28 protein-coding genes and 1 tRNA gene are annotated in these 26,283 nt (G+C 70.1%); 7 read left to right on the top strand and 22 right to left on the bottom strand.

The genetic code is table 11. The annotated features are described in order from the left end of the window. Positions 1-45: 45 nt before the first annotated feature. Positions 46-636: an ATP-dependent Clp endopeptidase proteolytic subunit ClpP gene (gene clpP / locus KBZ08_RS03705; RefSeq protein WP_015108279.1), complete on the top strand. Its 591-nt coding sequence runs from the start codon at positions 46-48 to the stop codon at positions 634-636. A gap of 66 nt (positions 637-702) precedes the next feature. On the opposite strand, the gene ftsH is transcribed toward clpP, so the two are convergent. From ftsH to pyk, 4 genes are all read right to left on the bottom strand, one after another. Further along, positions 703-2,682, bottom strand: coding sequence for an ATP-dependent zinc metalloprotease FtsH (ftsH, locus tag KBZ08_RS03700; protein ID WP_254971423.1), 1,980 nt, complete (start codon positions 2,680-2,682; stop codon positions 703-705). Between the two features lie 74 nt (positions 2,683-2,756). After that, positions 2,757-3,065: a DUF1830 domain-containing protein gene (locus tag KBZ08_RS03695; RefSeq protein ID WP_106220053.1), complete on the bottom strand. Its 309-nt coding sequence runs from the start codon at positions 3,063-3,065 to the stop codon at positions 2,757-2,759. 150 nt (positions 3,066-3,215) lie between these two features. After that, positions 3,216-4,445, bottom strand: a complete 1,230-nt coding sequence (locus KBZ08_RS03690; RefSeq protein WP_015108276.1) for an ABC transporter permease — start codon at positions 4,443-4,445, stop codon at positions 3,216-3,218. Positions 4,446-4,472: 27 nt separating this feature from the next. Beyond that, positions 4,473-6,257 (bottom strand): pyruvate kinase, encoded by a 1,785-nt coding sequence (pyk, locus tag KBZ08_RS03685; RefSeq protein ID WP_106220052.1) that lies wholly within the window; start codon positions 6,255-6,257, stop codon positions 4,473-4,475. Between the two features lie 59 nt (positions 6,258-6,316). Here pyk and KBZ08_RS03680 point away from each other — a divergent pair, with 59 nt between their 5' ends. Both KBZ08_RS03680 and KBZ08_RS03675 read left to right on the top strand, forming a co-directional pair. Beyond that, positions 6,317-6,646, top strand: coding sequence for a nucleoside triphosphate pyrophosphohydrolase family protein (locus KBZ08_RS03680; protein WP_106220051.1), 330 nt, complete (start codon positions 6,317-6,319; stop codon positions 6,644-6,646). 98 nt (positions 6,647-6,744) lie between these two features. Then, a complete protein-coding gene (locus KBZ08_RS03675; RefSeq protein ID WP_254971419.1) occupies positions 6,745-7,218 on the top strand; it encodes a hypothetical protein in 474 nt (157 codons plus the stop codon). Here KBZ08_RS03675 and KBZ08_RS03670 read toward each other — a convergent pair. The 3 genes from KBZ08_RS03670 to ilvA are packed head-to-tail and all read right to left on the bottom strand — an operon-like array spanning position 7,212 to position 9,851. Further along, positions 7,212-7,502, bottom strand: a complete 291-nt coding sequence (locus KBZ08_RS03670; RefSeq protein ID WP_106220049.1) for a YggT family protein — start codon at positions 7,500-7,502, stop codon at positions 7,212-7,214. The two genes, KBZ08_RS03675 and KBZ08_RS03670, sit on opposite strands and share 7 nt — an antisense overlap. A 52-nt stretch (positions 7,503-7,554) precedes the next feature. Further along, entirely contained in the window at positions 7,555-8,199 is a 645-nt protein-coding gene (gene scpB / locus KBZ08_RS03665) for an SMC-Scp complex subunit ScpB (protein WP_315861240.1), read from the bottom strand. 41 nt (positions 8,200-8,240) lie between these two features. Further along, entirely contained in the window at positions 8,241-9,851 is a 1,611-nt protein-coding gene (gene ilvA, locus KBZ08_RS03660; RefSeq protein WP_254971417.1) for a threonine ammonia-lyase, biosynthetic, read from the bottom strand. Between the two features lie 96 nt (positions 9,852-9,947). On the opposite strand from ilvA, the gene dxs reads away from it, so the two are divergent. Together dxs and KBZ08_RS03650 are read left to right on the top strand one after the other, a co-directional pair. Continuing rightward, positions 9,948-11,867 carry a 1-deoxy-D-xylulose-5-phosphate synthase gene (gene dxs / locus KBZ08_RS03655; protein WP_106220047.1) on the top strand — a complete coding sequence of 640 codons (1,920 nt, stop codon included), beginning with the start codon at positions 9,948-9,950 and terminating at the stop codon, positions 11,865-11,867. Further along, a complete protein-coding gene (locus KBZ08_RS03650; RefSeq protein ID WP_254971415.1) occupies positions 11,857-13,116 on the top strand; it encodes an NAD(P)/FAD-dependent oxidoreductase in 1,260 nt (419 codons plus the stop codon). The genes dxs and KBZ08_RS03650 overlap by 11 nt, the downstream gene beginning before the upstream one ends. 37 nt (positions 13,117-13,153) lie before the next feature. Here KBZ08_RS03650 and psaK read toward each other — a convergent pair whose 3' ends face one another. Genes psaK through KBZ08_RS03635 form a run of 3 tightly spaced genes read right to left on the bottom strand, consistent with a single transcriptional unit; the run spans position 13,154 to position 14,152 of the window. After that, positions 13,154-13,411, bottom strand: coding sequence for a photosystem I reaction center subunit PsaK (psaK, locus tag KBZ08_RS03645; protein ID WP_015108267.1), 258 nt, complete (start codon positions 13,409-13,411; stop codon positions 13,154-13,156). A 55-nt stretch (positions 13,412-13,466) separates the two neighbouring features. Then, positions 13,467-13,838 (bottom strand): DUF3593 domain-containing protein, encoded by a 372-nt coding sequence (locus KBZ08_RS03640; protein WP_254971414.1) that lies wholly within the window; start codon positions 13,836-13,838, stop codon positions 13,467-13,469. After that, positions 13,835-14,152 carry a DUF2499 domain-containing protein gene (locus KBZ08_RS03635; RefSeq protein ID WP_254971413.1) on the bottom strand — a complete coding sequence of 106 codons (318 nt, stop codon included), beginning with the start codon at positions 14,150-14,152 and terminating at the stop codon, positions 13,835-13,837. Before KBZ08_RS03635 ends, KBZ08_RS03640 begins: the two co-directional genes overlap by 4 nt. Before the next feature lie 55 nt (positions 14,153-14,207). Between KBZ08_RS03635 and csaB the strand changes: the two genes are divergently transcribed. Continuing rightward, the gene (csaB, locus tag KBZ08_RS03630; RefSeq protein WP_254971412.1) at positions 14,208-15,239 is read left to right on the top strand and encodes a polysaccharide pyruvyl transferase CsaB; all 1,032 of its coding nucleotides are present in this window, start codon (positions 14,208-14,210) and stop codon (positions 15,237-15,239) included. 33 nt (positions 15,240-15,272) lie between these two features. Here csaB and KBZ08_RS03625 read toward each other — a convergent pair whose 3' ends face one another. The 11 genes from KBZ08_RS03625 to KBZ08_RS03575 form a co-directional block, all read right to left on the bottom strand. Beyond that, positions 15,273-15,842 (bottom strand): peroxiredoxin, encoded by a 570-nt coding sequence (locus tag KBZ08_RS03625; RefSeq protein WP_254971411.1) that lies wholly within the window; start codon positions 15,840-15,842, stop codon positions 15,273-15,275. A 47-nt stretch (positions 15,843-15,889) separates the two neighbouring features. After that, positions 15,890-16,126, bottom strand: a complete 237-nt coding sequence (rpmB, locus tag KBZ08_RS03620) for a 50S ribosomal protein L28 (RefSeq protein WP_106220041.1) — start codon at positions 16,124-16,126, stop codon at positions 15,890-15,892. Positions 16,127-16,174: 48 nt separating this feature from the next. After that, complete coding sequence (locus tag KBZ08_RS03615; RefSeq protein ID WP_106220040.1) at positions 16,175-17,182, bottom strand: ABC transporter ATP-binding protein; 1,008 nt, start codon at positions 17,180-17,182, stop codon at positions 16,175-16,177. Continuing rightward, positions 17,179-17,973 (bottom strand): carbohydrate ABC transporter permease, encoded by a 795-nt coding sequence (locus tag KBZ08_RS03610; RefSeq protein ID WP_254971410.1) that lies wholly within the window; start codon positions 17,971-17,973, stop codon positions 17,179-17,181. Before KBZ08_RS03610 ends, KBZ08_RS03615 begins: the two co-directional genes overlap by 4 nt. Next, positions 17,970-18,857 carry a carbohydrate ABC transporter permease gene (locus tag KBZ08_RS03605; RefSeq protein ID WP_106220038.1) on the bottom strand — a complete coding sequence of 296 codons (888 nt, stop codon included), beginning with the start codon at positions 18,855-18,857 and terminating at the stop codon, positions 17,970-17,972. The genes KBZ08_RS03610 and KBZ08_RS03605 overlap by 4 nt, the downstream gene beginning before the upstream one ends. Next, entirely contained in the window at positions 18,854-20,236 is a 1,383-nt protein-coding gene (locus tag KBZ08_RS03600; protein ID WP_254971408.1) for an extracellular solute-binding protein, read from the bottom strand. The genes KBZ08_RS03605 and KBZ08_RS03600 overlap by 4 nt, the downstream gene beginning before the upstream one ends. Before the next feature lie 73 nt (positions 20,237-20,309). Then, positions 20,310-22,229 carry a molecular chaperone HtpG gene (gene htpG, locus KBZ08_RS03595; RefSeq protein ID WP_254971406.1) on the bottom strand — a complete coding sequence of 640 codons (1,920 nt, stop codon included), beginning with the start codon at positions 22,227-22,229 and terminating at the stop codon, positions 20,310-20,312. Positions 22,230-22,316: 87 nt separating this feature from the next. Beyond that, entirely contained in the window at positions 22,317-22,544 is a 228-nt protein-coding gene (locus KBZ08_RS03590) for a ferredoxin family protein (protein WP_094584616.1), read from the bottom strand. Positions 22,545-22,571: 27 nt separating this feature from the next. Further along, positions 22,572-23,759: an ATP phosphoribosyltransferase regulatory subunit gene (locus KBZ08_RS03585; protein WP_254971402.1), complete on the bottom strand. Its 1,188-nt coding sequence runs from the start codon at positions 23,757-23,759 to the stop codon at positions 22,572-22,574. 41 nt (positions 23,760-23,800) lie between these two features. After that, positions 23,801-24,703: an inositol monophosphatase family protein gene (locus KBZ08_RS03580; RefSeq protein WP_254971401.1), complete on the bottom strand. Its 903-nt coding sequence runs from the start codon at positions 24,701-24,703 to the stop codon at positions 23,801-23,803. Beyond that, entirely contained in the window at positions 24,700-25,068 is a 369-nt protein-coding gene (locus KBZ08_RS03575; protein WP_254971399.1) for a 2Fe-2S iron-sulfur cluster-binding protein, read from the bottom strand. The genes KBZ08_RS03580 and KBZ08_RS03575 overlap by 4 nt, the downstream gene beginning before the upstream one ends. A 104-nt stretch (positions 25,069-25,172) precedes the next feature. On the opposite strand from KBZ08_RS03575, the gene KBZ08_RS03570 reads away from it, so the two are divergent. Then, positions 25,173-25,259, top strand: a tRNA-Ser gene (locus KBZ08_RS03570). 168 nt (positions 25,260-25,427) lie between these two features. Here the strand turns inward: KBZ08_RS03570 and pstB are convergent. Further along, the gene (gene pstB / locus KBZ08_RS03565; RefSeq protein ID WP_106220032.1) at positions 25,428-26,237 is read right to left on the bottom strand and encodes a phosphate ABC transporter ATP-binding protein PstB; all 810 of its coding nucleotides are present in this window, start codon (positions 26,235-26,237) and stop codon (positions 25,428-25,430) included. Between the last annotated feature and the right edge of the window lie 46 nt (positions 26,238-26,283).

The raw sequence follows: 26,283 nt of genomic DNA, 5'->3' as shown, positions 1-26,283 counted from the left end.
GATCGGCGGCTGGGTAGGATCGTTTCAATCGCCTGTCTGGAGCCCATGATCCCGATCGTCATCGAGGAGTCGGGTCGCGGTGAAAGAGCCTTCGACATCTATTCCCGCCTACTGCGCGAGAGGATCATCTTCCTCGGCGAACCGGTGACGGCGGAGTCTGCCAACCGCGTGGTGGCCCAGCTGCTGTTTCTGGAGGCCGAAGATCCTGAAAAGGATATCTTCCTCTATGTCAATTCCCCCGGCGGTTCGGTTTACGACGGCCTTGGCATCTTTGACACGATGCAGCACATCAAACCCGACGTCCAGACGGTCTGCGTTGGCCTGGCGGCCAGCATGGGCGCCTTCCTGCTCTGCGCCGGCGCCAAGGGCAAGCGCAGCAGCCTCAGCCATTCCCGGATCATGATCCACCAGCCCCTCGGCGGGGCCCGGGGCCAGGCCAGCGACATCCGCATCCAGGCCGATGAGATCCTCTATCTGAAGGACAAGCTCAACCGCGAACTGGCGAGCCGGACCGGACAGGATCTGGAGCGCATTCAGATCGACACCGATCGGGACTTCTTCATGTCGCCGGCCGAAGCGATGGCCTACGGCCTGATCGACAAGGTGATCGAAAAGCGGCCTGTTCGCCCCGTCTGAGCCCCAGCCGCCCACAAAAAAGGGCCTGCCGGAGCAGGCCTTTTTTCATGGCGCCAAAGCCGGAGCTCAGGAGGCTTCGCTGGTCTCAGCCACGGCGGGGCCCTGCGGGGGAACAGTCGCCAGGTCGGCGGCGGTGAGCAGGGGGGAGAAGCGATCCTTGTCGGGAATCGAGGCGAACTCCGAAACGATCAGACGGAATTCGTCCCCATCAAGGCTTTCCTTCTCGATCAGCAGCTCCACCAGCCGGTCCATGCAGGCCCGGTGCTCGGCCACCAGCTTCACCGTGTCTGTGTAGCAGCTCTGGACGATCTGGCGGACGGCCTCGTCGATCTTGTGGGCGATGGCATCGGAGACATCGCTGCGGGTCATCAGGTCGCGGCCCAGAAACACCTCCTGGTTGCCGGCCTCCAGGGACATCGGACCCAGATCGCTCATCCCGAAGCGGGTCACCATCTGCCGGGCCATCGAGGCCACCTGCTGGATGTCGCCGCCGGCCCCGGTGGTGACCTCGGAGTGGCCGAACACCACATCCTCGGCGGCACGGCCCCCGAGGGCCCCCATGATCCGGGCCCTCAGCTGGGCTCGGCTGACCAGCATCTGCTCCTCATCGGGGGCGAACCAGGTGAGGCCCTGGGCCTGGCCCCGGGGAATGAGGGTGACTTTCTGCACCGGATCGTGCTGCTTCACCAGGGTGCCCACCAGGGCGTGGCCCACCTCGTGATAAGCGATCAGGCGCTTGCTGCGGCCATCGGTGAGGGGCTTGCCCTCCATGCCGGCGATGATCCGGTCGACGGCATCGTCGATCTCGGCCAGACCGGTGGCCTCCTTGCGCCGGCGGGCGGTGAGGATCGCCGCCTCATTCAGCAGGTTGGCCAGGTCGGCGCCGGTGAAGCCGGGGGTGCGGCGGGCGATCATCTCCAGGGAGACGTCGTCAGCCAGCTTCTTGTTGCGGCTGTGCACCTTGAGGATCGAGAGCCGACCCTTGATGTCGGGCGCGTCCACCTGCACCTGGCGATCGAAACGGCCGGGCCGCATCAGGGCCGAATCCAGCACGTCGGGCCGGTTGGTGGCGGCGATGATGATGATGCCGCTGTTGCCCTCGAAGCCATCCATCTCCGTGAGGAGCTGGTTGAGGGTCTGCTCCCGCTCATCGTTGCCGCCGCCGATGCCGGCGCCCCGCTGGCGGCCGACCGCGTCGATCTCATCGATGAAGATCAGACAGGGGCTGTTCTCCTTGGCCCGCTTGAACAGGTCGCGCACCCGGCTGGCGCCGACCCCGACGAACATCTCCACAAACTCGGAACCGGAGAGGGAGAAGAAAGGCACCCCGGCCTCGCCGGCGATCGCCTTGGCCAGCAGGGTCTTGCCGGTGCCGGGGGGACCGACCAGCAGCACACCGCGGGGGATCTTGGCTCCGACCGAGGTGAAGCGCTCGGGGGTCTTGAGGAAGGTGACCACCTCCTGGAGATCCTGCTTGGCCTCCTCCACCCCGGCGACGTCATCGAACTTGACGCCGGTTTCCGCCTCCATGGCGAAACGGGCCTTGGACTTGCCGAACTGCATGGCCTGGCCGGGGCCACCCGGCATGCCGGAGGAACGCCGGGCCAGGAAGATCAGCGAGCCGATCAGCAGCAGCGGGAAGAGCAGGTTGCCCAGCAGCCCCAGGGCCGGCGGGGTGGACTTGGGCGGATGGACATCGAAGCTGATGCCCTGATCCTTGAGCTTGTTGATCAGCTCCGGAGCGACGCCGGGCAGATCGACGCGCAGGCGCTGGACGCGGTTGTCGAGGTCTGGATCCACCGCCTCGATCACGGCGGTGCGACCCCCGTCGAAGATGTCAACGGCGGTGACACGACCCGCCTCCACGTAATCCAGGAAGCGCCCGTAGCTCATCCGGGCCACCGCCGCATTGCGGGGGGCGGTGGTGTCGCCGCCACTGCCGGCGGGGGCCAGGCGCCCTCCGGAACTCAGCAACTGCCAGCCCAGGAACAGGGCCACGGCGACCGGCAACAGCCACAGGGCAAGGACACGCCAGCGCTGATTCATGGTTGTGAAGCTTTTGGACAACCTTAAGAGCGCGGGGCCCGCCAGCGGGAGCCCGGCAGCGCCGGAGGGTGTGGTCAGCTGGCCTGCAGCCAGGGGTTGAGCTCGATGCCTCCGGCGGCAGCCTCAGGCACGGGGGCCGATTCCATGATCAGTTCGCGGGACTCGATCGATTCGAGCAGTTCCGGGCCACCCAGGCCGTGCGTCCAGATCTCCACCTCGCTCCTCTCGGGACACTGAAAGGTCAGGAGTTCGAAAGGAAACACGACCCGTTCGAGGAAGAACTGCCCCGGCCCGATGCAGCGCAGGATGACCATGCGGTCGGAGCTGTTCCGGTAGCCGCAATCCACCTGTTCCGTCCGGGCCAGTTGATCCAACACCTTCATGCGGCGACGTCCATACCATCAAGCCATTGCGGCTGTGGGGATTCGGTGACGAAGGCGACGGATTGGCAGTCTTAATCTTTTCTTCTATTCTCCCTGGGCGAAGCCGGGGCTAGGCCCCCACGGGCGACCGCTGCGGCCCCGCCGGCGGCTTCAGAGACTCCTCAGGGCCGCGATCGGATCCAGTCGGGCGGCGCGGCGGGCCGGCACCACCCCGAAGAACAGGCCGATCGAGCCGGACAGCCCCACCGTCAGCAACACGGTGCTGGCCTCGATCGTGGCCGGCAGGGGGGTGAAGGCCGCCACCAGGGCCACGGTGCCCAGGCCCATGGCACTGCCGATCACCCCGCCGAGGCTGGCAAGGACCAGGGACTCCACCAGGAACTGGAGCAGCACGTCGCTGCTGCGGGCTCCGAGGGCCTTGCGCAGGCCGATCTCCTCGGTGCGTTCACTCACCGACACCAGCATGATGTTCATGATGCCGATCCCGCCCACCAGCAGGGACACGGCGCCGATCGCGGCGAGCATCAGGGTGAGCCCGCCGGTGATCGTGCCGACGATCGTGAGGGCATCCTTCTGGGAGCGCACGGCGAAGTCGTCCTCCCGCAGGATGCGGTGGCGCTGGCGCAGCAGGTTGGTGATCTGGAAGGCGGCGGCGCCGGTGCTGGCTTCGTCGCGGGCCTCCACGCTGATGAAGGTGAGGCTGACGCCGAAGGTGGGATCCCGTCCGCTCAGCTGGCTCACCATGGTGGTGAGGGGGATGTAGGCGTTCTCGTCCTGGTTGGAGCCGAACACCGCCCCCTTGGACGCCAGCACGCCGATGACCTCGAAGGACTTGTCCCGGATGCGGAGCTGGCGGCCCAGGGCTTCGCCGGTGGGCATCAGCTTCTTCTGCAGATCGGGCCCGATCACCACCACGTTGCGGGCGCCCTTGAGATCGCGCTCGTCGATGAAGCGGCCCCGGGTCACCTCGAAGCTGCGCACCGGCAGGAATTCCGGCGTCACCCCGGACACCGAGATCGTGGAGCTGAACCCCCCCGCCTGGGCCACCTCATTGAGGGTGATCTGGGGGGCGACGCGACGCACGCTCGGCACCTGCTCGGCGATGGCCTTGGCGTCCTCCAGCACCAGGGTGCGCGGAGTCTCGATCCCCTGGCGGCGCGTGTCGTTGTTGCCGGGCACCACGAACAGCACGTTGGCGCCCAGGGTGCTGAGCTGGCTCTCGGCCAGGTTCTGGGCGCCACGCCCCACCCCCACCAGGGTGATAACCGAGGCGTTGCCGATCACGATGCCGAGCATGGTGAGCAGGCTGCGCAGACGGTTGGAGCGCAGCGTCAGCAGCGCCATGGCCACCGTCTCGCTCAGGGGCAGCTTGGAGGCCATGGCGGCGCAGCCGGAGTCGCTTCGGTTCTAGAGGAAAGACGGCACCGCCGAAGGGTGGGCACTGCGGGGTCCCCGGTGCACCACCCCCTCCTGGATCTCGAGGGTGACCACCTCGCCCATGCGCAGCTCGAGGGTGGCGTTGGCCACCCCCACGATCACCGGCACACCCAGCCGCTCGGCGATCACGGCGGCGTGGCTCTGGCGGCCCTCCTCCTCGGCGATCACCCCGCGGGCCTTGCGGATCGCCTCCAGGTAGGCGGCGCTGGTCTCGCGCACCACCAGGATCTCGCCGGCCTCCAGGCGGGCCGCATCCTCCGGCGAGCTGGCCAGGCGCACCTTGCCACTGACGGTGCCGCTGCCGATGCCCACACCACGGCCCATGACGGCGGAGACGATGCCCACCTTGACCAGGTCGGTGGAGCCGGATACCCCTTCGAGGGTGCCGGCGGTCTGGACCACCAGATCACCGGCGCCCAGGAGCCCCAGCTGCTGGGCCGTGGCCATGGCGACGCTGAAGGTGCGGCTGCTGCTGGACTCGTCCTGGATCAGCAGGGGGTTGACCCCCCACACCAGCTGCAGCTGCCGGGCCACCGTGACATCGGAGGTGATCGCCAGGATCGGGGTGCTGGGGCGGAACTTGCTGACGTTGCGCGCCGTGGAGCCGGTCTTGGTGAGGGGCAGGATCGCCGCGGCGTTGAGCTGGCGGGCGATGCTGCTGACCGCCTGACAGATGGCGTTGGGGATGGTGGTCGCCATGTGGCTGTCCAGCACCCGCTGGGGGTAGTCCCGTTCGATGCGGCGGGCGATCTGGTCCATGGTGGCCACCGCCTCCACCGGGTAGTCGCCGACGGCCGTCTCGTTGGAGAGCATCACCGCATCGGTGCCGTCGAGGATGGCGTTGGCCACATCGCTCACCTCGGCCCGGGTGGGCCGGGGGCAGGAGGCCATCGAATCGAGCATCTGGGTGGCCGTGATGATCGGGATGCCGAGGCTGTTGGCCTTGCGGATCAGCTCCTTCTGCAGCAGCGGCACCTCCTCGGCGGGCATCTCCACCCCGAGGTCGCCCCGGGCCACCATCACCCCGTCGCAGAGGGGCAGGATCGCGTCGATGGCGTCGATGGCCTCGAACTTCTCGATTTTGGCCACCACAGGGGTGTTGTGGCCCTGGCTGCGGATCAGCTCCCGGATCTCCAGCATGTCGGAGGGGTTGCGCACGAAGCTCAGGGCCACCCAGTCGACGCCCTGCTGCAGCCCGAAGGCCAGGTCGCGCCGGTCCTTGGGGGTGAGGGCCCGGATCGAGAGCTGCACATCGGGGAAGTTGACCCCCTTGTTGTTGGAAAGCACCCCGCCCACCGTGACCTTGCACTTCAGGGTCTGCCCGGGACCGTCCACCTCCACCACCACCATCTCAACCCGGCCGTCGTCCAGCAGGATGCGGCTGCCGCTGGTCACCTCGTCCGCCAGACGGTCGTAGGTGACGGTGGCGATCGTGTTGTCGCAGTTGACGGCCCGGGAGGTGAGGGAGAAGGGATCCCCCTTGGCCAGGGTGATGGGACCGGCCTGGAAGCGGCCCAGCCGGATCTTGGGGCCCTGCAGGTCCTGGAGGATGCCGATGTGGACGCCCAGTTCGTGGGCCACCTGGCGGATGGTGGCGATCCGATCGGCGTGATCGCTGTGATCGCCGTGGGAAAAGTTGAGACGGAAGGTGGTGGCGCCGGCGGCGATCAGCTGCCGCAGCACCTCGGGCGACTCGGTGGCGGGCCCGATCGTGGCCACGATCTTTGTGCGACGCATGAGATCGTGAGGGGCCATTGAACGACCTTGTACAGGGGCGGAAACTACCATCCGGACTTGCCCGGAGCGCGCTTGGAATGGACTTTCACGACTACCAGCAACGCTCCCGTGAGACGGCCCGCTACCCCGAGGCCGGCAACAACATCCTTTATCCCACCCTGGGCCTGTGCGGCGAGGCCGGCGAAGTGGCCGACAAGGTGAAGAAGGTGCTGCGCGACCGAGCCGGGGTGTTCGGCCCCGAGGTTCGCGACGATCTGCGGCTGGAGCTGGGGGACGTGCTCTGGTACGTGGCCCAGCTGGCCACGGAACTGGGGCTGGATCTCGACGACGTGGCGGCCGCCAACCTGGCCAAGCTGGCCGACCGGGCGAACCGTAACGTGATCGCAGGCAGCGGCGACCGGCGGTGACTCAGGCAGGGATCGTCGTTCCAGGGACCAGGACTCCGGCCGGCAGCTGGGCCGGCAGGTCGGTCGCCACCCGGGTCGGGCCATTCCTCCGGCTGCTGGTGCGGCTGTTCCTCGTGCTGCTGGTGGTCTGCGGTGCCCCGGCCCTGGCCGGCGCCACCGATCTGACGGTGTCCGAGGTGGTGCTGGAGCCCTGTCCCGCCGATGACCTGGCCACCCAGCCGACCCTGGCCCGCCCCAGCGGTGCCACCTGCTGGGCCCTGCGCGGCGTGGTGGTCAACCCCGGATCCAAGCCGGTGGTGGATACCGATGTGTTCGGCCTGATCCTCGACGCCAGTGGTGAACCGGTGCTGCCGAACCGCACCCGGGTGGGATCGATCGGTGATGTGCCCCCCGGGCGCTCCAGTTTTGCCCTGCGGCTGGCGGTGCCGGCCGGCACCCCCGGGCCGCTGGGCACCCGCAGCGTCAAGGCCCGGGGATTCAGTGCCCCGGTGCGTACCCGTGCCGGCATCGACGACGAGCTGCTCCCCCTGGAGGAGGCCCTGGCGGCGTCCCCGGCCGGGGAGCCTCAGTAGGGAAGGCCGCCGGAGAGGCTGGCGATCGACGCCCCCAGCAGGCTCTGGGCCAGCTGCAGGGCGATGAACGCCACCAGCGCCGAGAGGTCGAGGCCACCCAGCGGCGGAATCAGGCCGCGGAAGGCGTTGAGGTAGGGGTCGGTGATGGCGCTGACGCTGGAGAGCAGCGGATTGCTCCAGTCGAGATTGGGGAACCAGCTCAGCAGCACCCGGACCAGCAGCACCAGGAGGTAGATGCTCAGGGTCTGGGCCAGCACCTGGAGCAGGAAGACGAGGATGCTCATGGAAGGGGTCGGAGGATGGGGGCGCAGGCTTGCGCCAGCTGTTAGGCCAACTCTATGGATCCGCCTCCTCGTCGGCAGGCGGCGGCGTTCCGGCCGTCTCGGCGGCCGCCAGGCGGGAGCCGAGGGCGGCCAGATCATCGGCCTTCAGGGAGAAGGTGCGATGGAACTTCTCGCTCAGGCTCAGCCAGTAGGAGCGGCCGTCGCTCTGGCGGCGGCGTTCGATGAAGTCCTGGGCGAGGAGCTCCCGGATGTGGTCATAGGCCCCGGAGCCGCGCAGCTCCACCAGCTCCGACTGCAGCAGGCGCTTCTTGAGGGCGATGGTGGCCAGGGTCCGCAGGGCGGCGACCGAGAGATCCACCGGCAGCAGGTTCTGGACCAGGTCCCCCAGGCCGGCCCGCAGCTGCAGGGCGTAGTGCTGGCCCTCCTGGTGGATCTCCAGGGCGGTGTCGCGATGGGCGTAGTCGGCCATCAGGGTGATCAGGGCCAGCTCGGTTTCGTCCCGGTCGATGCCGGCGATGGCGGCCAGCTCACCCAGTTCCAGGGGCCGACCCTTCAGGTAGAGAATCGCCTCGAGCCGGGCCGGCAGGGAGAGCCCCGGAGTGGCCGCTGCAGAGGGCTCGCCAAAGGATTGCTCCCCGAGGAGTTGTCCGTCGATGGGGGGCGCGCCTTCGGGGGGCTGGGCGTCGGGTTCGGCCATGGGGACGTCCGGCACGGCGTGGCGGCAACGTATCGCAGGCTTCAGACCCCCACCAGCCCGCCTGCACTGGGCAGGGCCCGTCCCACCTCGCCCAGGAACAGCCGGTAGGCCGGATTGCCCGTCTCCTCCCAGTGCTGGTAGGGGAGATCGGCGAGGAAGGCCCGCCACGCCTCCAGTTCCCCGGGGGGCACCTGCACCCCGACCACGATGCGGCCCACGTCGGCGCCGTGGTTGCGGTAGTGGAAGATGCTGATGTTCCAGTTGGGATGCAGGGCGTTCACGAAGGCCATCAGGGCCCCGGGCCGCTCCGGGAACACGAAGCGATACAGCCGCTCCTCTCCCTGGTCGAGGGCCGCCCCCGCACTGGCCGGCAGCCGGCCGCCCACCATGTGGCAGAGGTGGAGCTTGGCCAGCTCGTCGCCGCTCAGATCAAGGCAGGGGAAACCCTGCGACTCCAGGGCGTCCATCAGCTGGCGGGTGTCCTGGTGGCCGCTGATCTGCACCCCCACGAAGATGTGGGCCAGCTGGGGGTCGGCGAGGCGGTAGCTGAACTCGGTGAGGCTGCGCTGGCCGAGGACGGCGCAGAACCGGGCCAGGCTGCCGGGCTTCTCCGGGATCTCCACCGCCAGCAGGGCTTCGCGCTCCTCGCCCAGCTCGGCCCGTTCGGCCACGAAGGCCAGCCGGTCGAAATTCATGTTGGCGCCGCAGGCCACCGCCACCAGGGTGCGGTCCCGGAGCTGCCGCTGGGCCACATCCTTCTTCATGCCCGCCACCGAGAGGGCGCCGGCGGGTTCCAGGATCGAGCGGGTGTCCTCGAAGACGTCCTTGATCGCCGCGCAGATCTCGTCGGTGTCCACCGTCACCATGCGGTCGACGCAGCGCTGGGCCAGGGCGAAGGTGTGAACCCCCACCTGACGCACGGCCACCCCGTCGGCGAACAGGCCCACCTGCTCCAGCCGCACCCGTTCCCCCGCCGCCAGGGAGCGGGTCATGGCGTCGGCATCGCTCGGCTCGACGCCGACCACCTCCACCCGGGGCCAGAGGCTCTTGACGTAGGCGCCGATGCCCGCGATCAGGCCGCCGCCGCCCACCGCCACGTAGATGGCATCGGGGGGATCGGAGCACTGGCGCAGGATCTCCAGGGCGACGGTGCCCTGGCCGGCGATCACGTCGGGGTCGTCGAAGGGATGGATGAAGGTGAGTCCCCGCTGGCGCTGCAGCCGGTGCGCTTCCTCGCAGGCCTCGTCGTAGGTGTCGCCGTGGAGCACCACCTCGGCCCCCCGGGCCGCCACGGAGCGCACCTTCATCTCCGGCGTCGTGACCGGCATCACGATCACGGCGGTGCAGCCCAGCCGCTGGGCCGCCAGGGCCACCCCCTGGGCGTGGTTGCCGGCGCTGGCGGCGATCACCCCCAGGTCGAGCTCCGCTCGCTCCAGGCCGGCCATCTTGTTGTAGGCCCCGCGCAGCTTGAAGCTGAACACGGGCTGGAGGTCCTCCCGTTTGAGCAGCACCTGGTTGTGGAGCCGGCGGGAGAGGTTGGGGGCGGGATCGAGGGGGGACTCGATCGCCACGTCGTACACCCGGGCCCGCAGGATCCGCTGCAGGTAGGCGGTCGCCCCGGGAAAGGCGTCGTCGTTGTCGGCCGTGGTCATGGCTCCAGTGTCGCAACCCGACCCCGGAACGGTGGCATCCGCCGCCGTGCGCCGGGGCGAACCCCGTAGATTGGCCATCTGGAAGCAAGGACGGGCATGCATCTGAGCGAGCTGAGCCATCCGAATCAGCTGCACGGCCTCAGCACCGCTGAACTCGAGGCCATGGCTCGCCAGATCCGCGAGAAGCACCTGGAGGTGGTGGCCACCAGCGGCGGGCACCTCGGTCCGGGACTGGGGGTCGTCGAACTCACCCTCGCCCTCTACCAGACCCTCGACCTCGACCACGACCGGGTGGTCTGGGATGTGGGTCACCAGGCCTACCCCCACAAGCTGGTGACGGGCCGGTACAAGGACTTCCACACCCTGCGCCAGCAGGGCGGTGTGGCGGGCTACCTCAAGCGCAGCGAGAGCCGCTTCGACCACTTCGGCGCCGGCCACGCCTCCACCAGCATCTCGGCCGCCCTGGGCATGGCCCTGGCCCGCGACCGCCGCGGCGAGGATTTCAAATGTGTCGCCGTGATCGGTGACGGCGCCCTCACCGGCGGCATGGCCCTGGAGGCCATCAACCATGCGGGCCACCTGCCCCGCACCAAGCTGCTGGTGGTGCTGAACGACAACGACATGTCGATCTCACCGCCGGTGGGGGCCCTCTCGACCCACCTCAACCGCATGCGGCTCAGCAAGCCGGTGCAGTTCCTCTCCGGCAGCGCCGAGGAGGCGGTGAAGCACCTGCCCTTCCTGCACGGGGAGCTGCCCACCGAGCTCAAGACCCTCAAGGAGAGCATGAAGCGCCTGGCGGTGCCCAAGGTGGGCGCCGTGTTCGAGGAGCTGGGCTTCACCTACGTGGGCCCGATCGACGGCCACGACATCCCCGAGATGGTGCGCACCTTCCAGGCGGCCCACCGCTGCGAGGGCCCGGTGCTGGTGCATGTGGCCACCACCAAGGGCAAGGGCTACCCCTACGCCGAAGCCGATCAGGTGGGATACCACGCCCAGTCGGCCTTTGACCTGGCCACCGGCAAGGCCTACCCGTCCAGCAAGCCCAAGCCCCCCAGCTGGAGCAAGGTGTTCGGCCAGACCCTGGTGAAGATCTGCGAGCAGGACTCCCGGGTGGTGGGCATCACCGCCGCCATGGCCACCGGCACGGGCCTCGATCTGCTGGAGAAGGCCCTCCCCCATCAGTACTTCGATGTCGGCATCGCCGAGCAGCACGCCGTCACCATGGCGGCGGGCATGGCCTGCGAGGGCCTGCGGCCGGTGGTGGCGATCTACAGCACCTTCCTGCAGCGGGCCTACGACCAGCTCATCCACGACGTGGGCATCCAGAAGCTGCCGGTCACCTTCGTGCTCGACCGGGCCGGCATCGTCGGCGCCGACGGCCCCACCCACCAGGGCCAGTACGACATCAGCTACCTGCGGGCCGTGCCCAATTTCACGGTGATGGCCCCGAAGGACGAGGCCGAGCTGCAGCGCATGCTGGTCACCTCGATCGCCCACGATGGCCCCTGCGCCATCCGCATTCCCCGCGGTGAAGGGGAAGGGGTGCCGCTGATGGACGAGGGCTGGCAGCCCCTGGAGATCGGCCGCGGTGAGCTGCTCACCGACGGTGACGACGTGCTGATCGTGGCCTATGGCGCCATGGTGGCGCCGGCGATGGCCACCGCCGGGCTGCTGCAGGAGAAGGGCCTGCGGGCGGCGGTGGTCAATGCCCGCTTCCTGCGGCCCCTCGATGAGGCGCTGCTGCTGCCCCTGGCCCGCCGCATCGGCCGGGTCGTGACGATGGAGGAGGGGGCCTTGCCGGGAGGCTTCGGTGCCGCCGTGGTGGAATCCTTCAACGACCACGACCTGCCCGTGCCGGTGCTGCGCCTCGGCATCCCCGATGTCCTGGTCGACCATGCCAGTCCCGACCAGAGCAAGGAGCGCCTTGGCCTGACGCCGTCCCAGATGGCCGATCGCATCCTCGAGCGTTTCGGGCCCGTCTTCCGCGCCACCGTTCCCACCGCCCTTGCCGTCTGAGTCGACCCTCCGCTGCCAGGTGCTGGTGGTGGGGGCCGGTCCGGCCGGCGGGGACCTGGCCCGGCGTCTGGCCCTTCAGGGGGTGGATGTGGTGCTGGTCGACCGGCTCGATGACCTGGGCCGTTCCGCCTTCAGCAGCGCCGCCCTGCCGATCGAGACCATGGCCAGCCTGGGCCTGCCGGCGGAGGTGGTGGGCAGCCGCTGGCGGCAATGGCAACTGATCGGACCCGGGCCCGCCACCCGGTGCTGGGCCTCGCCCCGTCCCCTCGGGGTGGTGCTGGATTTCGGTGCCCTGCGCCGCTGGCAGGCCGACCAGTGCCGCCGCTGGGGCGGGCGGGTGCATCTGGGACTGCACGCCTGCGCCAGCCGCCAGGAGGGCGAGCGGATGGTGACCCTGCTGCGCCGCGGCGACGGCAGCACGCTGCAGATCAACAGTGACTGGACGGTGGATGCCAGTGGCCACGGCCGGGCCCTGCTGGGGGATCCGCCGGTGTCCGAGCGTCGGCGCGATGGGCTGGTGCGGGCCGCCGGCCTGGAATGGCTGCTGCGGGTGTCCCCAGCCTGCTGGGAGCGCTGGGCCGACCGACTCAGCTTCTGCCTGGGCAGCGACTGGGTGCCCCAGGGCTACGGCTGGATCTTTCCGATGCAGCCCGGGGTGCTGAAGCTCGGCGTCTGCCGGCTGGTGGACCCCCAGCGCCAACAACCTCCCCTGGGGGGTCTGATCAACGACCTCGGCCGCCGGCTGCTGCCGGAGGGCCGGGCGGGAGTCGGGACCGGCTGCGAGCCCTTCGAGGTGCTCGACCGCCACGGGGGCCTGGTGCGCAGCACGATCCGGCGCCGGGAACCGCACCGGCGGGGTCGACTGGTGGGGCTGGGGGATGCGGTCAGCACCGCCAACCTGCTCGGCGGCGAAGGGATCCGGCACGCCCTGACCAGCAGCGCCGTGCTCGCCCCGCTGCTGCAGGAAGCCCTCACGGCCCCGGCGGGTTCATCGATGCAGGCGGAGCGAGCCCTGCGGGACTACGCGCCCCAGCTGCGCCGGGCCCTGGGCTGGCGCTGGTCCCTCAGTGGACGCCTGGCCCGGCGCACCTGGCTGGGCCTGCACGGGCCTCGGGCCGATGGGCGGCTGGATCAGGTGCTGCGGGGCCTGGAGAACAGCAGGGCGGAGGATCTCTCGGCCCTGCTGTTCGGCTATCGCTTCGAGGGCTACGGCCTCAGGGCGATGCCGTATCTGCTCGGCTGGCGCTGAAGCCCGGCTGGCGCTGAAGGGCCAGCCGGGGGGCCGCTCAGAGAACGCCGCGGGAGGCCAGGCCCAGGATGGCGCCCATGCCCAGAATGTGGCCCAGGCTGGTGGTGCCGAGCATGGCGCCGTGGCTGAAGCCGCCGAAGAAGTTGTCGCTGGGCAGCTTGAGGCCCACGTTCTGCTGCTGGATGGTGGCCTTGCCGATGGCGATGGCGATGACGTTGCAGACGATCATGACCAGGGCCACCTTCGGGGACCAGCTGATCGAAGCGGGAGCCATGGCCAGGAGAGGAGCGATCATGATGCACGTGGCGACGCCCCATCTTCCGGGTCAGGGCGACCTGTGCCCCGACCCCTTAAGACTTGTTCACCTGGGGTGCGCCTGAGCCCGCCGCCGGACCTTTCTGCGGGGCTGGCGAAGGCAGCAGCCGGAACCCCAGCAGCACCACCAGGTTGCTGAGGGACAGGAAGGCTTCGGCGCCGCCGTGCAGGGGATCGACGTCCGCCAGCTGCCGTCCGTAAACCTGTTGGGCCACCACCGCGGCGACGATCGTGACCGCCACGAACAGCAGCGTCAGCTGGAATCCGCGCAGCGCTAGCCGCGGAAAGGCCCGCACCTGGCGGGCCCACCACAGGAAGGCCAGGTAGGGGAGCAGGGAGAGCACGAAGAACGGGGCCGGATCGATGGCGCCGAGGCCCTGGAACCAGGCGGCCAGGGGCAGGCTCACGGGGCTTCCTCCTCCGGGGAGAGCCGCTGCTGGCGCAGCAGGTTCCAGGCGGCCAGGGCCAGGGCCCCGTTGCCCGCGGCGGTGAGGCCGGCCTGCAACACCACCAGCCCTTTGAGGGCCTCGCTGTTGTCGAACAGATGCCAGGTGCAGGCGGCCATGGCGCTCACCAGCGCCGGCACCATCGCCAGGGCCAGCCAGCGCCAGCCCCCTTCCCGACGCCGGCGGCCGAAGGCCTGCACGGCCAGGATCGCCAGCATCCATTCCAGCACCGAGGTGATGTGGATCCACCAGGTGGGCAGCGACAGCGCGTGCATGGGTGGGGCCTGGTGCGATCCGTAATGTACGGAGCCGGACCCGCCGCTGCGTCGGATGCGTGCTCTGATCTGCGGCTACTACGGCGAGCACAACCTGGGTGACGATGCCCTGCTGGAGGTGCTGCTGGACCAGCTGCCGGGGGAGTGCCGTCCCCTGGTCACGGCCCATGACCAGGCCCTGGTGCGGGAGCGCTTCGGGGTGGAGACCACCGGCCGCCGCCGGCTGAAGGGGGTGCTGGCCGCCCTGGACCGCTGCGACGCCCTGGTGCTCGGCGGCGGCAGCCTGCTTCAGGACGCCACCAGCTTCCGCAGCCTCCTGTACTACGGCGCCCTGATGCTGGCGGCCCGCACCCGGGGCAAGCCCGTCCTGCTCTGGGGCCAGGGCCTGGGACCCCTGCGGCGCCGCCGCAGCCGGCTGCTCGTGCGGGGGCTGCTGCCCCTGGCCACGGCGATCAGCTGGCGGGACCCGGCCTCCGCAGCCCAGGCGAGGGCCTGGGGCGTGGCGGACCGCGTCGGCAGTGATCCGGTCTGGGGTCTGCCTGCCCGGGCCTGGCGCGGCAGGGGCGGTCCGATCGTGGTCTGTTTCCGGCCGGTGCGCCAGCTCGACGCCATGGCCTGGCGTCCCTATCTGCAGGCCCTCGAGGGGCTGGCTGTGGCGGCCGACCGCCCGGTGCACTGGCTGCCCTTCCACCAGGACCAGGACCGGGGCCTGCTGGCCGACCTCACCCGCCAGGGTCTGGTGGGCCCGGCCCTGGCCGCCCGCAGCCGCGAGCTGGCGGCCGCGACGCCCCAGGAGGCCATGGACGCCTTCGCCCAGGCCGGTCTGGTGCTGGCCATGCGGCTGCATGGGCTGATCCTGGCGGCCCTGGCGGGCAGCCCCTGCGCCGCCCTCAGCTACGACCCCAAGGTGGCCGCTGCGGCGGCCGGCATCGGCTGCCCCTGCCAGGATCTGGACGCCCCGCCATCCGCAGGGTTGCAGGAGGGCTGGGCCGCCGCGCTCGACCAGCCACCAAACCAGAGCGGCATCGCCGACCTGCAGCGCCAGAGCCAGGTGCATCGCGCGGTGCTGGACACCCTGCAGTCCTGATCACCCCGCCGCCACCGGGGCACGGGTGACGCCTCAGGCCGCGGTTTCCCGCTGCAGGCGGGCGAGTTCGGCGAGCACCTCCTGGCTGTGGCCGGAGGGCCTGACCGCCACCCAGCTGGCGCGGAGCAGCCCGTCCGGGTCGATCAGAAAGGTGTGGCGCGCCGAAAAGGGTGCCAGCCAGGAGCCGTAGCGACGGCTGACGGCACCGCCCGGATCCGACAGCAGCGGATAGGCCAGACCCTCGCTGCCACAGAAGGAGAGGTGGGCGTCCGGGTCATCGGCGCTCACACCGACCACCTCGGCGTTGCGGTCGTGGAAGGTCTCCAGGTCCCTCTGGAATCCCCGGGCTTCAAGGGTGCAGCCGCTGGTGAAGTCCTTGGGATAGAAGTACAGGGCCAGCCAGCGGCCACGGAAGTCGGCCTGGCTGCGGTGGGTCGTGACGACGGTGCCGTCCGCCGACGGAGCGACGCCGTCGAGGTCGAAGGCGGGGGCGGGCTGGCCGACCTCGGGAAGGGTGCCGCCCATGGCCCTGGCCCGGCCCGGGAGAACCAGCAGGCTGAGGGCGGCCAGCAGGGATCTTCCCAGAAAGGTGCGACGGTTCACAGCCAGGTTTCGATCAGGGCCGGACCCTAGCGGGGCCGGCCGGATGGTCAGACCTTGGCAAGATTGACGCCCAGCTCCTTGGCATAGGCACCGAGACCCTTCTTCTGGATCGTCTTGAGGGCGCGGGTGGAGACGCGCAGCTTCACGAAGCGGTTGCCCTCAGCCCACCACAGGCGGCGCTCCTGCAGATTCACCTGCTGCAGCTTCTTGGTGCGCACGTGGGAGTGGCTGACGGCCATGCCGTTGTTGGCGCGCTTGCCGGTGAGCTGACAGACCCGGGACATGACGATGTGACGACGGTGGACGGTGCAGGCCTGAGCCAGCCTGTGACTTTACCAAACTGGCCCCAGGCCTTGGAGCCGGGCCCCGCTGAGGGGATCGAACCAGAGTTCGTGCTGCCGCTGCCAGCCCAGGCGCGGCTCCGCGGAAACCGGCGCCTCGGGGTCGCTGAGCACCCGCACCGGGCCCCAGCGGGTGTCGAACCAGAGCAGCTGCTGGTGGCCCCACCATTCACGCCGCAGCAGCCGGGCTTCCACGGCCCCGTCCTCGGCCAGGTGGAGGTGCTCGGGCCGCAGGCCCAGCTGGCGGCCGGGCGCGATCGCCAGCAGGTTGATCGCCGGCCGTCCCAGGAAGCTGGCCACGAAGCGGTTGGCTGGATCGGCATAGAGCTCCCGCGGGCTGCCCACCTGCTGCAACCGGCCGGCTTCCAGCAGGGCGAGGCGGTCGGCCATGCCCACGGCCTCCTGCTGGTCGTGGGTGACGTAGATCACCGGTTGCTCCCGGCCGCACACCAGCCGTCGCAGTTCCGGTCGCAGCTCCTCCCGCAGCTGGGCGTCGAGGTTGCTCATCGGCTCATCCAGCAGCATGATCCGCGGCTGGCGCAGCAGGGCCCGGGCCAGGGCCACCCGCTGGCGCTGGCCGCCGGAGAGCTGGGCAGGGCGGCGCTGGCGCAGCGCGTCGAGCTGCAGCAGCTCGAGGACGGTCCCGAGGCGCCGCTGGCGTTCGGCGGCGGGCACCCCACGCACCTTGAGCCCCAGTTCCAGGTTGCCCTCCACGCTCAGGTGGGGATAGAGGGCGTAGCTCTGGAACACCATCGCCACCTGGCGTTCGCCCGGGCCGAGGGCGCCCAGGTCCTGGCCGTCGAGGAGCACCTGGCCCGCACTGGCGGGATCCAGTCCCGCCACCACCCGCAGGGTGGTGGACTTGCCGCAGCCGCTCGGGCCGAGCAGGGCGAGGCATTCGCCGGGGGCGACGCTCAGATCAAGCCCGTCCAGCAGCCGGCGTCCCCCCGCCTCCCGGCACAGCTGGCGCAGCTCCAGACCGGCGGCGGCGGCGTTCATCCCTTCACCGCCCCGCGGGTGAGACCCGAGATGATGGGTCGCTGGGCCACCAGCACCAGCAGCAGCAGGGGCAGGCTGCCCAGCACCGTGGCGGCGGCGAAGGCGCCGTAGGGAATGGTGAACACCGAGCCGCCGCCGATCCGGGCGATGGCGATCGGCAGGGTGAGCAGGTCGCTGCGGCTGATCCAGGTAAGGGCGATGGCGTACTCGTTCCAGCTGGCCAGGAACACCAGGATGCCCGTGCTGGCCAGGGCCGGCCCCAGCAGGGGCAGCAGCACGTGCCGCAGGCGCTGGCCGAGGCCCAGGCCCTCCAGCCGGGCGGCGTCCTCCATCTCGGCGGGAAGGTCGGCGAAGGCGGCACGCAGCAGCAGCACCGCCAGCGGCAGCGACAGGCCTGCGTAGGGCAGGCTCAGGGCAAGCAGGTCATTGGCCAGGCCGAAGCGGCGGGCGATCTCCAGCAGCGCCAGGAACAGCAGCACGGTGGGGAACATCGCCGCCCCCACCAGCGCCAGGCCGACGCCCCAGCGCAGCAGGCCGCGCTGCTGTTGCAGCCCATAGGCACAGGGCACCGCCAGCAGCAGGGTGAGCAGGGTGGTGGCCAGGGCCACCAGGGTGCTGTTGCCCAGGTAGCGCCAGAAGGGCGGGTCGCCGGAGAGCACCAGCCGGTAGTTGGCCAGCGTCCAGGGGTTGCCCTCCAGCAGCGGCGCCACCAGCGCCTCCGGGCGCAGCAGGGAAGTGCGCAGCTGCCAGAGCAGCGGCCCCAGGCTCCACAGCAGCACCAGCAGCCTCATGCGGCCCGCTCCCGGCGGCCCTGGAGATCATCCCGCCGCCACAGCAGCCAGCCGCCGCCGAGCAGCACCAGTAGCAGCAGGAAGGTGGCGAGCATCACCGTGGCGGCATAGCCGAAGTCGAGGAAGCGCATGGCATTGAGATAGGCGTAGAGGGCCAGGCTCTCGGTGCTGCCGGCCGGCCCGCCGCCGCTGAGCACCTGGATCAGGTCGAACACACCCAGGGCCTGGGCCATCCGGAACAGCAGGGCCAGGGCGAGGTAGGGCACCAGCAGCGGCAGGGTCAGGCGGCGCAGGATCTGCAGGCCGCCGGCGCCCTCCAGCCGCAGGGCCTCCTCCAGATCCTCGGGAATGGTCTGGAGTCCGGCCAGGAGCAGCAGGGCCACGAACGGCAGGGTCTTCCAGACGTCCGCCAGGACCACGAAGAACCAGGTGGTGGAAGGGGTGGAGAGGAAGCCGTAGCTGCTGCCGCCGAGGGAGCGGATGGCGGCGTTGAGGGGGCCGTGGGGGTCGTTGAGGATCCAGCGCCAGCCCAGGGCCATCACAGTGGTGGGCAGGGCCCAGGGCAGCAGGGTCAGGGCCCGCAGGGTCCCCCGGCCCCGCAGGGGGCGATGCAGCAGCAGAGCCAGCCCCAGCCCCCCGGCCAGTTCCAGCGCCACCGAGCAGACGGCGAAGCGCAGGGTCTGGTACGCATCCGTCCAGAAGCGGGCGTCATCGAGCAACCGCCCCCAGTTGGCGCCCCCGTTCGGCACCGGCACCAGCCCGGTGAGCACCGAACTGGCCTGGAAGCTCAGCCAGCCGTAGCGCAGCAGGGGGTAGACGAACACCGCCGCCAGCAGCAGCAGGGCGGGAGCCATCAGCAGCAGGCTGGCCGCGCGGGGTTTCATCGGTCCACGGCAGGGCGGCCCGCTGCAGTGTCGCCCGCCGGTCCCGCCAGCGAGCGCAGCACCTGCAGGCTCTGGCGCTGGGCGGCCGCCATGGTCGGGCCGGGGCCCCCCTGGCCGGTGAGCATGCCGTTCACCTGCCGGGCCAGCAGGTCGCTGAGCTGGGCATAGGCCGGCGTGGGCGGCCGCAGCTGGGGATGCTGCAGGGCCTGGCGCTGCACCGCCAGCAGAGGGGCACGGCGCTGCAGCTCGGGATCGTCATAGAGCGTGCTCCAGGTGGGGGCATAGCCCTGCTCGATAGCGAGCTGGCGCTGCACGATCGGGCCGGTGAGCCAGCGGATCGCCGCCACCGCCTCCTCGGGATGGGGGCTGCCCTTGATCAGGGAGAGCCCCCAGGTGCCCAGGGTGCCGCCCCCCTGCTCACCGGGGGCCCCCACCATCGCCGTGACGCCCACCTTGCCCTTCACCGGCCCCCCGCCCTTCTCGATCTCCCGCCAGGCGTAGGGCCAGTTGCGCAGGAAGGCGGCGTCACCGGCGGCAAAGGACTGCAGGGCGTCGTTCTCGGCGTAGCTGGCCACCGCCTGTGGGCTCACCCCGTCCTGCAGCAGGTCCGCGAGCCACTTCGCGGCCGCCACGGCCTCCGGACTGTCCAGCTCCGTGCGCGCGGTGGAGCCGTTCCACCAGTGGGCGCCGAAGCCCTGCAGCACCTCCACCATCACGCAGCTCAGCCCCTCGTACTGGCGCCCCTGCCAGAGGTAGCCCCAGCGCACCTTGCCGCGGCGCTGCAGGTCCCGGGAGATCGCCACCAGCTCGTCGGTGTCGCGCGGGGGGCGCTCCATCAGGTCGGTGCGCCAGTAGAGCAGGCCGGTGTCGCCCGTGAGGGGCATGCGCCAGAGGTGGCCGTCAAGACCATTGCCCAAACGGGCGCCGGGCTCCATCGCTGCCAGCGACTCCGGCCCCAACCAGCGCTCCAGGGGTTCGAACCAGCCGGCGGCCACGTAGCGGGGCAGCCAGCTGACATCCACCAGCAAGAGGTCAAAGGGGGCCTCCCCCAGCAGCAGGCTGCCGGTGGCCAGATCGGAGATGGTCTCGGTGTCGAGGGGCCCGCGGATCACCTCCAGCACCACGCCGGGCGTGCTGGCGTTGAACTGGGCTACCGGGGCAGCCACCGCGTCGGCCAGGGGCGCGGGCATCAGCACCCGCACCGGTACGGGTCCGGTTGGCGCCGCCGGGGGGCTCGAGGGCCCGGAGCCGGACTGGCCGGATCCGGGGAGCATCACCAGCAGGGCCGCCGCCGAGAGCAGGGCCAGCACGGCAAGGGTCAGCAGCCTGGGGAGCGACCGCCACCGCCGCAGGCTGGAGAAGGGGGGGCGGGCCGCCATCGGGCCAGGTTAGGCGGCCTGGGGGGCCGCTCCACAGGAGGGCTCCGGGGGGGCCTCCGGTGCTCCCGACGCCTCAGAGACCGCGCTGCATCAGCTGACCCATCAGATCGGCACTGCGCTGCTGGAAGCCGGCCAACTGGTTGGGCTCCAGGCCCCCCACGGCCAGGCGCGCCATCTCGTAGACGTGGCGGCTGAGATCTTCGGCCAGCTGGAGGCTGGGGGAGCTGCCGCCGCCGGTGATCACGGCACCGGATGACAGCTTCAGCAGGCCCTCCACGAGCGGGTGGCGGCGGTTGACCAGCAGCACGTGGTGCTCGGGCAGACCCGGCAGCCGCTGCTCCATCAGGGCCCCCATGTCGTTGAGACGGCGCATCTGCTCCGGCAGCAGGATCAGGGCGGCCGGGGAGCCCTCCCCTTTCAGCGACTGCACCTGGACAGTGACCTTGTCGTTGCCGAGGGCGGCCTTGAACAGACCCCGCAGCTTCTCGCCGCTGTCCACTCCGTCGGCGTCCGCCAGCTCGCTCTCGGGCTCATGCAGGCTGTCATCGAGTTCGGCGTCCACCCGCTGGAAGCGGAGGTCGCCGTGGCGGGCCTCCAGCCAGGGGATGAACTGGGAATCGATCAGGGTGTCGGCGAGCAATACCTCGGCCCCCTGCCCCTTCCAGAGGGCCAGGGCCCCGGCCTGACCGGCCTCATCGGTGCAATAAAGGATGCGAGTGGCGTTGTCGGCCGGCAGCCGGCCTCGGTAGCCGGCCAGGGTGGTGTAGGTGCGACCGTCGGTGGCGACGGGATCGGGGGCCACCTCCGCCTCCCCCTCCGCCGATGGATCGCTGGCCGCCGCGGTGGTGCCGAACAGGATCAGGTCGGCCACCTGGTCGGCGAACTTGTCGTCCTCCATGGCGCCGATCTTGATGAAGGGGGCCAGGGAATCCCAGATCTCGGCGTAGCGGGCCGGCTCGTCACGGTGAAGCTCCTTGAGCCGGTCGCCCACCTTCTTGGCGACGAAGCCACCGATCGAGCGCACCCGGCGGTCGGTCTGCAGAGCACTGCGGCTCACGTTGAGGGGGATGTCGGGCGAATCGATCACGCCGCGCAGGGGCAGCAGGTAACGGGGCACCACCTCCTTGATCGAATCGCTGACGAACACCTGGTTGCAGTAGAGGCGGATCTCCCCCTTCTCCCAGTCGGCCCGGCCGGTGATCCTGGGGAAGTAGAGAATGCCCTGCAGGTTGTAGGGGTAGTCGGTGCTGAGATGCACCCAGAGCAGGGGATCCCCCTGGAAGGGGTAGAGATAGCGGTAGAGGGCGATGTAGTCGTCGTCGCTGAGCTCCCGGGGGCTCTTGCGCCAGGGGGCCTCCCGCTTGTTGACGGTTTCGCCGTCCAGCTGCACCGCCACCGGCAGAAAATCGCAGTAGGTGGTGATCAGGGTGCGGATCCTGGAGGGTTCGATGTACTCCAGCTCCTCCTCCATCAGATGCAGGATCACGTCGGTGCCAGGTTCGGACCGCTCGGCCCCTTCGAGGCTGAAGTTGGGTGAGCCATCGCAGCTCCAGCGCACCGCCTCGGCACCGGGCCGGGCGCTGAGGCTGACCAGCTCCACCCGGGCGGCCACCATGAAGCTGGAATAGAAGCCCAAGCCGAAATGGCCGATGATGGCGTCGCTTTCGCTCTTGTACTTCTCGAGGAAGTCTTCGGCGCTGGAGAAAGCCACCTGGTTGATGTAGCGCTTCACCTCATCGGCGGTCATGCCGATGCCGTTGTCGCTGATGGTGAGGGTCTTCGCCTCCCGGTCGATGCGGATGGCGATCGTCCCTTCCTCCCCTTCGCTGCAGTCGCCGGCCATGGCGGCCATGCGCCGCTTGCTGATGGCATCGACACCGTTGCTCACCAGTTCCCGCAGGAACACCTCATGGCCGGAATAGACGGCCTTCTTGATGATCGGGAAGATGTTCTCGGTGTGGATCTGAATCTGGCCCTGTTCCAGCACCGTCATGGCGAAAGAGAAGAATCGCCTCGAACCTAGGTGGGGGTGCGCGGCGGCTCAAGGCCGGCGAGGGTGGGGTCTCCGAACCAGGGGGCGTCAGCCGCCGGGCTTCTGCAGGTCGGGCCGCTCCTCCGGCAGGATCGCCCCCGCCACCGGGCACACCTGCAGGCAGATGCCGCAGTCGATGCAGGTGTCGAAATCGATCCAGTAGAAGGCCGTGCCCTTGCTGTTCGCACCCTGGCCGGGGTGGATGCAGGCCACGGGGCAGGCGTCGACGCAGTCGGCCACGCCCTCACAGACGTTGGTGACGATCGAATGGGCCATCGACGCGAAAGAGCGAGCGGCCGGATCCTAGGCAGCCAGCCACAGGGCACCGCGGCAGCCCCGTTCCGCCGCCAGCTGCTCCGCCGCCGCCTGGTCGACGCAGGGCTGGGTGCAGAGTTCGGCGGCCTCGCCGCCGCCGTGCAGTTCCGCCATGCGGCGCAGGGCCGCCCCGAGGCCGGCGGCAGTGGCGCTGGCCACCAGCCACGGACCGGGCGCCTCCGCGGCGGCCTCCGGGGTCGTCGCCGAATCGAGCAGGTCACGGATGGCCTCCACGTCGAAGCCGAAGCCGGTGCCGGCCGCCTGGGCGGCGTCGCTGCAGAAGCGGCCCACCAGGCCGTCGTAGCGGCCGCCGCTGGCGATCGCCACCGGGGCATCGCTGCCCTGGCAGACGAGCTTGAACACCAGCCCGTCGTAGAGATCGAAGTGGGGCTGGAAGGTGGGATCCAGCTGCACCCGCACCCCCAGGGCACCGGCCGGTTCCTGGACGCTGGCCAGGGTGGCGGCGAGGGACTCCAGCAGCGGCACCGGACCGAGCCACTGCTCCAGCTGGTAAAGCACCCGCACCGGTTCACCCCGCAGGCCGATCAGGGCCATCAGCCGCTGGCGCTGGTTGTCGGGGAGGGAAAGGGCGGCGAGGGCGAGGGGATCGAAGTCGGTGAGGGCGTGGCGCGCCGCGGAGCGCTGCTCCGCCGGCACCTGGCTCAGCAGGGCGCTGAGCAGGCCGTGGTGGCCCACCAACAGGGTGGGGCGGTGCTCGGAGGCGAGCCCCAGGGTCGCCACGGCGGCCAGCAGCAGATGCAGCAGCTCCGTGTCGGCGGCGGCGGAGGGCTCGCCGAGCAGTTCCACCCCGCTCTGCAGCTGTTCGCTGATGCGCTGGCCGCCGCCGTCGCCGATGAAGCTGCGGAAGGTGGTGCCGCTGGCCCAGAGCCGCAGCGGGCGGGGCCGGCTGAGCATGCGCGTGCTGGCGGCCCGGGCGATCGGGGCGGTGAGCTCCGGCCGCAGGCCGAGGGGTTCGTCGGCCGCCAGCCGCACGAGCTCCCGTTCGGCGATCGCGCCGCCGGCCTCAAGGGTGTCGAGCCGCTCGATGGTGGGCGGCGCCACCTCCTGGTAGCCCCATAGGCGGTACACCGTCGCCAGCAGGTCGCAGAGTCGCCGGTTGCTGTCCACCTGACCCGGGTTGAGGTCCCGGGCGCCGGCGGCAGGTTGGAGGGCCATGGAGGGGAGTGCTGGGGCGGTGGGGTGGGGTGGGGCGGATCCTATGGAGCGTCGGTCGCCACGCCGGCCAGGGCATCGAGTTCCGGGGCACCGAAGCTGGCCCCGCTGAGGGGACGGCACAGGGCCAGGCCCTCGATCAGCGGCTGACGCAGGGCGGGGGTGCAGGCGATCACCCGTCCGTCGGCCAGGTCGAGGGGGCCGCCGTCGTAGGCGCACACCTGTCCTCCGGCCTCCTCCACCAGCACCACGCCCGCCACCAGATCCCAGGGGGACAGGCCCCGCTCCCAGTAGCCATCGACCCGGCCGGCGGCGACGAAAGCCAGATCGACCGCCGCCGCCCCCGCCCGCCGCACCCCGTGGCTGCGGTGGGTGAACCAGGCGAATTCGGCGTAATTGTTGTCGAGCCGCCGCACCCGGTCGTACGAGAACCCGGTGACGAGCAGGGAATCCGCCAGGGCGCCGCAGTCGCTGACGCTCAGCCGGTGGCCGTTGCACCAGGCCCCCCGACCCGGAGCCGCCCAGTAGTGCTCCTCCAGCACCGGCACCTCCAGGGCGCCGAGCAGGGGCAGGCCCCGCCAGCTCAGCCCCACGGAGGTGCCGAAGAAGGGGTAGCCGTGGGCGTAGTTGGTGGTGCCGTCAAGGGGATCGACGCACCACTGCAGATCCCCCTGGCCGTCCAGCCGGCCGCTCTCCTCCGCGAGCACGGCCACGGTGGGGGTGCCGGCCGCCAGGACCGCCAGCACGGCCGCTTCGGCCGCCAGGTCCGCCTCGGTGACCAGGTTGCCCGCCGTGCCCTTCTCCTTCACCTGCTCCAGCCGGCCGAAGTGGCGCCGCAGCTCGCGGCCCCCGGCCTCGGCGGCCGCACGGGCCACCTGCAGCAGGCGCTCCAGCTCGGCGCCATCGAGGCCGGACCCCTCCAGGGCCCGTTGGCAGAGCGATGTCATTCGTCGTCCAGGGGCAGGCCGGGACGCACCAGACCGCGGCCGAAGAAACGTCCGAACTGGCGGTCGTACACCTCGTCCTCGTCCTGGGTCTCCACCTCCAGCGGGCCGGTGGCCCGGGCCACGCACAGCAGGCCGTAGCCCTCCTCCCGCAGCTGCCTGGAGAGGCCGAGGGCCTCCCGCTGGTCGATGCTGCCGTCCAGCACCCGCACGGCGCAGGCGGTGCAGCAGCCGTTGCGGCAGCTGAAGGGCAGCGGTTCACCCTGGGCCTCGAAGCTGCGCAGGATGTACTCCCCTTCCGGAACATCGAGGCGGATGACGCGGTTGGCCTGTCGCCAGTGGACCGTGATCGGATGGGTGCGGGTCATGGGGCGCTGGACGGGGGGCAGGGGGCGCAGGCGGGGCGAGATCGCTGGGGAGCGGTGGCCAGGTGCAGCCCCTGCTACATTGCCATCTGCCCCATTTCGCCGCTGGAGAGGTGGCCGAGTGGTCGAAGGCGCAGCACTGGAAATGCTGTATAGGGGCAACTCTATCGAGGGTTCGAATCCCTCCCTCTCCGTTTGCTGAAGCCGGTCCCCAGGGCCGGCTTTTTTTTGGCTTTTCAAGCCAGGATGCGACACACCAAAATGAGACCCATCCCAGGTACGGGACGGGATGTGCTGAGACAAGATGTGCTGAGACGGAATGTGCTGATCGGTCTGCGGTCGCGGCCACCCCGGAGTGGGGCTCAGCCGAAGCGTCCGCTGACGTAGTCAAGGGTCGACTGCTGGCTGGGAGAGTTGAAGATGTTCTCGGTCTCGTTGAATTCCACCAGATAGCCCACCTTGCCGGTGCCGCCTTCGACGGCCTCGGCATTGAAGAAGGCGGTCATGTCAGCCACGCGCACGGCCTGCTGCATGTTGTGGGTGACGATCATGATCGTGTAGCTGCGCTTCAGTTCATGCATCGTCTCCTCGATCTTCAGGGTTGAGATCGGATCGAGGGCCGAGCAGGGTTCGTCCATCAGGATCACCTCCGGCTCGGTGGCGATGGCCCGGGCGATGCAGAGTCGCTGCTGCTGACCGCCGGAGAGGGAGAGGCCGCTCTCCTGGAGCTTGTCCTTGCACTCATCCCACACGGCCGCCTTGCGCAGGGAGCGTTCCACCAGTTCATCCATGTCGCCCTTGTAGCCGTTGATCCGGGCCCCGAAGGCGATGTTCTCGTAAATCGATTTCGGGAAGGGATTGGGCTTCTGGAACACCATGCCGATGCGACGGCGCACCTCCACCGGATCCACCCGCTTGTCGTAGAGATCGTGCTGGTCGAAGATCACCCGGCCCTTGAGCGTGCAGCCCGGGATCAGGTCGTTCATGCGGTTGAGAGCCCGCAGCACCGTGCTCTTGCCGCAGCCCGAAGGCCCGATGAAGGCAGTCACCTTGCCCTTGGGCAGATCCATGTAGACGTTCTTGACCGCTTCGAAGCTGCCGTAGGAGATCGTCACGTCCTGCAGGGACATGCAGACGTCGCTGGCGGCGGTGGAGGAAGGGGAAGCAGTCATGGCAGGGATGGGAGAAGACGGAGCCGGAGGAGTGGGGACGGAGAGG

The organism is Cyanobium sp. Candia 9D4, assembly GCF_024346155.1.
In the GTDB taxonomy this organism is placed as follows: domain Bacteria; phylum Cyanobacteriota; class Cyanobacteriia; order PCC-6307; family Cyanobiaceae; genus Cyanobium; species Cyanobium minutissimum.
Note: the sequence above shows the minus strand (reverse complement) of the source record. Positions and strands in the feature narration are given on the sequence as shown.

What these genes read in the sequence shown, in the direction of transcription:
- clpP (WP_015108279.1), top strand. Translation starts at nt 46, where the DNA reads ATGATCCCGATCGTCATCGAGGAGTCGGGTCGCGGTGAAAGAGCCTTC.
- ftsH (WP_254971423.1), bottom strand. Translation starts at nt 2,682, where the DNA reads ATGAATCAGCGCTGGCGTGTCCTTGCCCTGTGGCTGTTGCCGGTCGCC.
- KBZ08_RS03695 (WP_106220053.1), bottom strand. Translation starts at nt 3,065, where the DNA reads ATGAAGGTGTTGGATCAACTGGCCCGGACGGAACAGGTGGATTGCGGC.
- KBZ08_RS03690 (WP_015108276.1), bottom strand. Translation starts at nt 4,445, where the DNA reads ATGGCCTCCAAGCTGCCCCTGAGCGAGACGGTGGCCATGGCGCTGCTG.
- pyk (WP_106220052.1), bottom strand. Translation starts at nt 6,257, where the DNA reads ATGGCCCCTCACGATCTCATGCGTCGCACAAAGATCGTGGCCACGATC.
- KBZ08_RS03680 (WP_106220051.1), top strand. Translation starts at nt 6,317, where the DNA reads ATGGACTTTCACGACTACCAGCAACGCTCCCGTGAGACGGCCCGCTAC.
- KBZ08_RS03670 (WP_106220049.1), bottom strand. Translation starts at nt 7,502, where the DNA reads ATGAGCATCCTCGTCTTCCTGCTCCAGGTGCTGGCCCAGACCCTGAGC.
- scpB (WP_315861240.1), bottom strand. Translation starts at nt 8,199, where the DNA reads ATGGCCGAACCCGACGCCCAGCCCCCCGAAGGCGCGCCCCCCATCGAC.
- ilvA (WP_254971417.1), bottom strand. Translation starts at nt 9,851, where the DNA reads ATGACCACGGCCGACAACGACGACGCCTTTCCCGGGGCGACCGCCTAC.
- dxs (WP_106220047.1), top strand. Translation starts at nt 9,948, where the DNA reads ATGCATCTGAGCGAGCTGAGCCATCCGAATCAGCTGCACGGCCTCAGC.
- psaK (WP_015108267.1), bottom strand. Translation starts at nt 13,411, where the DNA reads ATGATCGCTCCTCTCCTGGCCATGGCTCCCGCTTCGATCAGCTGGTCC.
- KBZ08_RS03635 (WP_254971413.1), bottom strand. Translation starts at nt 14,152, where the DNA reads ATGCACGCGCTGTCGCTGCCCACCTGGTGGATCCACATCACCTCGGTG.
- csaB (WP_254971412.1), top strand. Translation starts at nt 14,208, where the DNA reads ATGCGTGCTCTGATCTGCGGCTACTACGGCGAGCACAACCTGGGTGAC.
- rpmB (WP_106220041.1), bottom strand. Translation starts at nt 16,126, where the DNA reads ATGTCCCGGGTCTGTCAGCTCACCGGCAAGCGCGCCAACAACGGCATG.
- KBZ08_RS03615 (WP_106220040.1), bottom strand. Translation starts at nt 17,182, where the DNA reads ATGAACGCCGCCGCCGCCGGTCTGGAGCTGCGCCAGCTGTGCCGGGAG.
- KBZ08_RS03610 (WP_254971410.1), bottom strand. Translation starts at nt 17,973, where the DNA reads ATGAGGCTGCTGGTGCTGCTGTGGAGCCTGGGGCCGCTGCTCTGGCAG.
- KBZ08_RS03605 (WP_106220038.1), bottom strand. Translation starts at nt 18,857, where the DNA reads ATGAAACCCCGCGCGGCCAGCCTGCTGCTGATGGCTCCCGCCCTGCTG.
- KBZ08_RS03600 (WP_254971408.1), bottom strand. Translation starts at nt 20,236, where the DNA reads ATGGCGGCCCGCCCCCCCTTCTCCAGCCTGCGGCGGTGGCGGTCGCTC.
- htpG (WP_254971406.1), bottom strand. Translation starts at nt 22,229, where the DNA reads ATGACGGTGCTGGAACAGGGCCAGATTCAGATCCACACCGAGAACATC.
- KBZ08_RS03590 (WP_094584616.1), bottom strand. Translation starts at nt 22,544, where the DNA reads ATGGCCCATTCGATCGTCACCAACGTCTGTGAGGGCGTGGCCGACTGC.
- KBZ08_RS03585 (WP_254971402.1), bottom strand. Translation starts at nt 23,759, where the DNA reads ATGGCCCTCCAACCTGCCGCCGGCGCCCGGGACCTCAACCCGGGTCAG.
- KBZ08_RS03580 (WP_254971401.1), bottom strand. Translation starts at nt 24,703, where the DNA reads ATGACATCGCTCTGCCAACGGGCCCTGGAGGGGTCCGGCCTCGATGGC.
- KBZ08_RS03575 (WP_254971399.1), bottom strand. Translation starts at nt 25,068, where the DNA reads ATGACCCGCACCCATCCGATCACGGTCCACTGGCGACAGGCCAACCGC.
- pstB (WP_106220032.1), bottom strand. Translation starts at nt 26,237, where the DNA reads ATGACTGCTTCCCCTTCCTCCACCGCCGCCAGCGACGTCTGCATGTCC.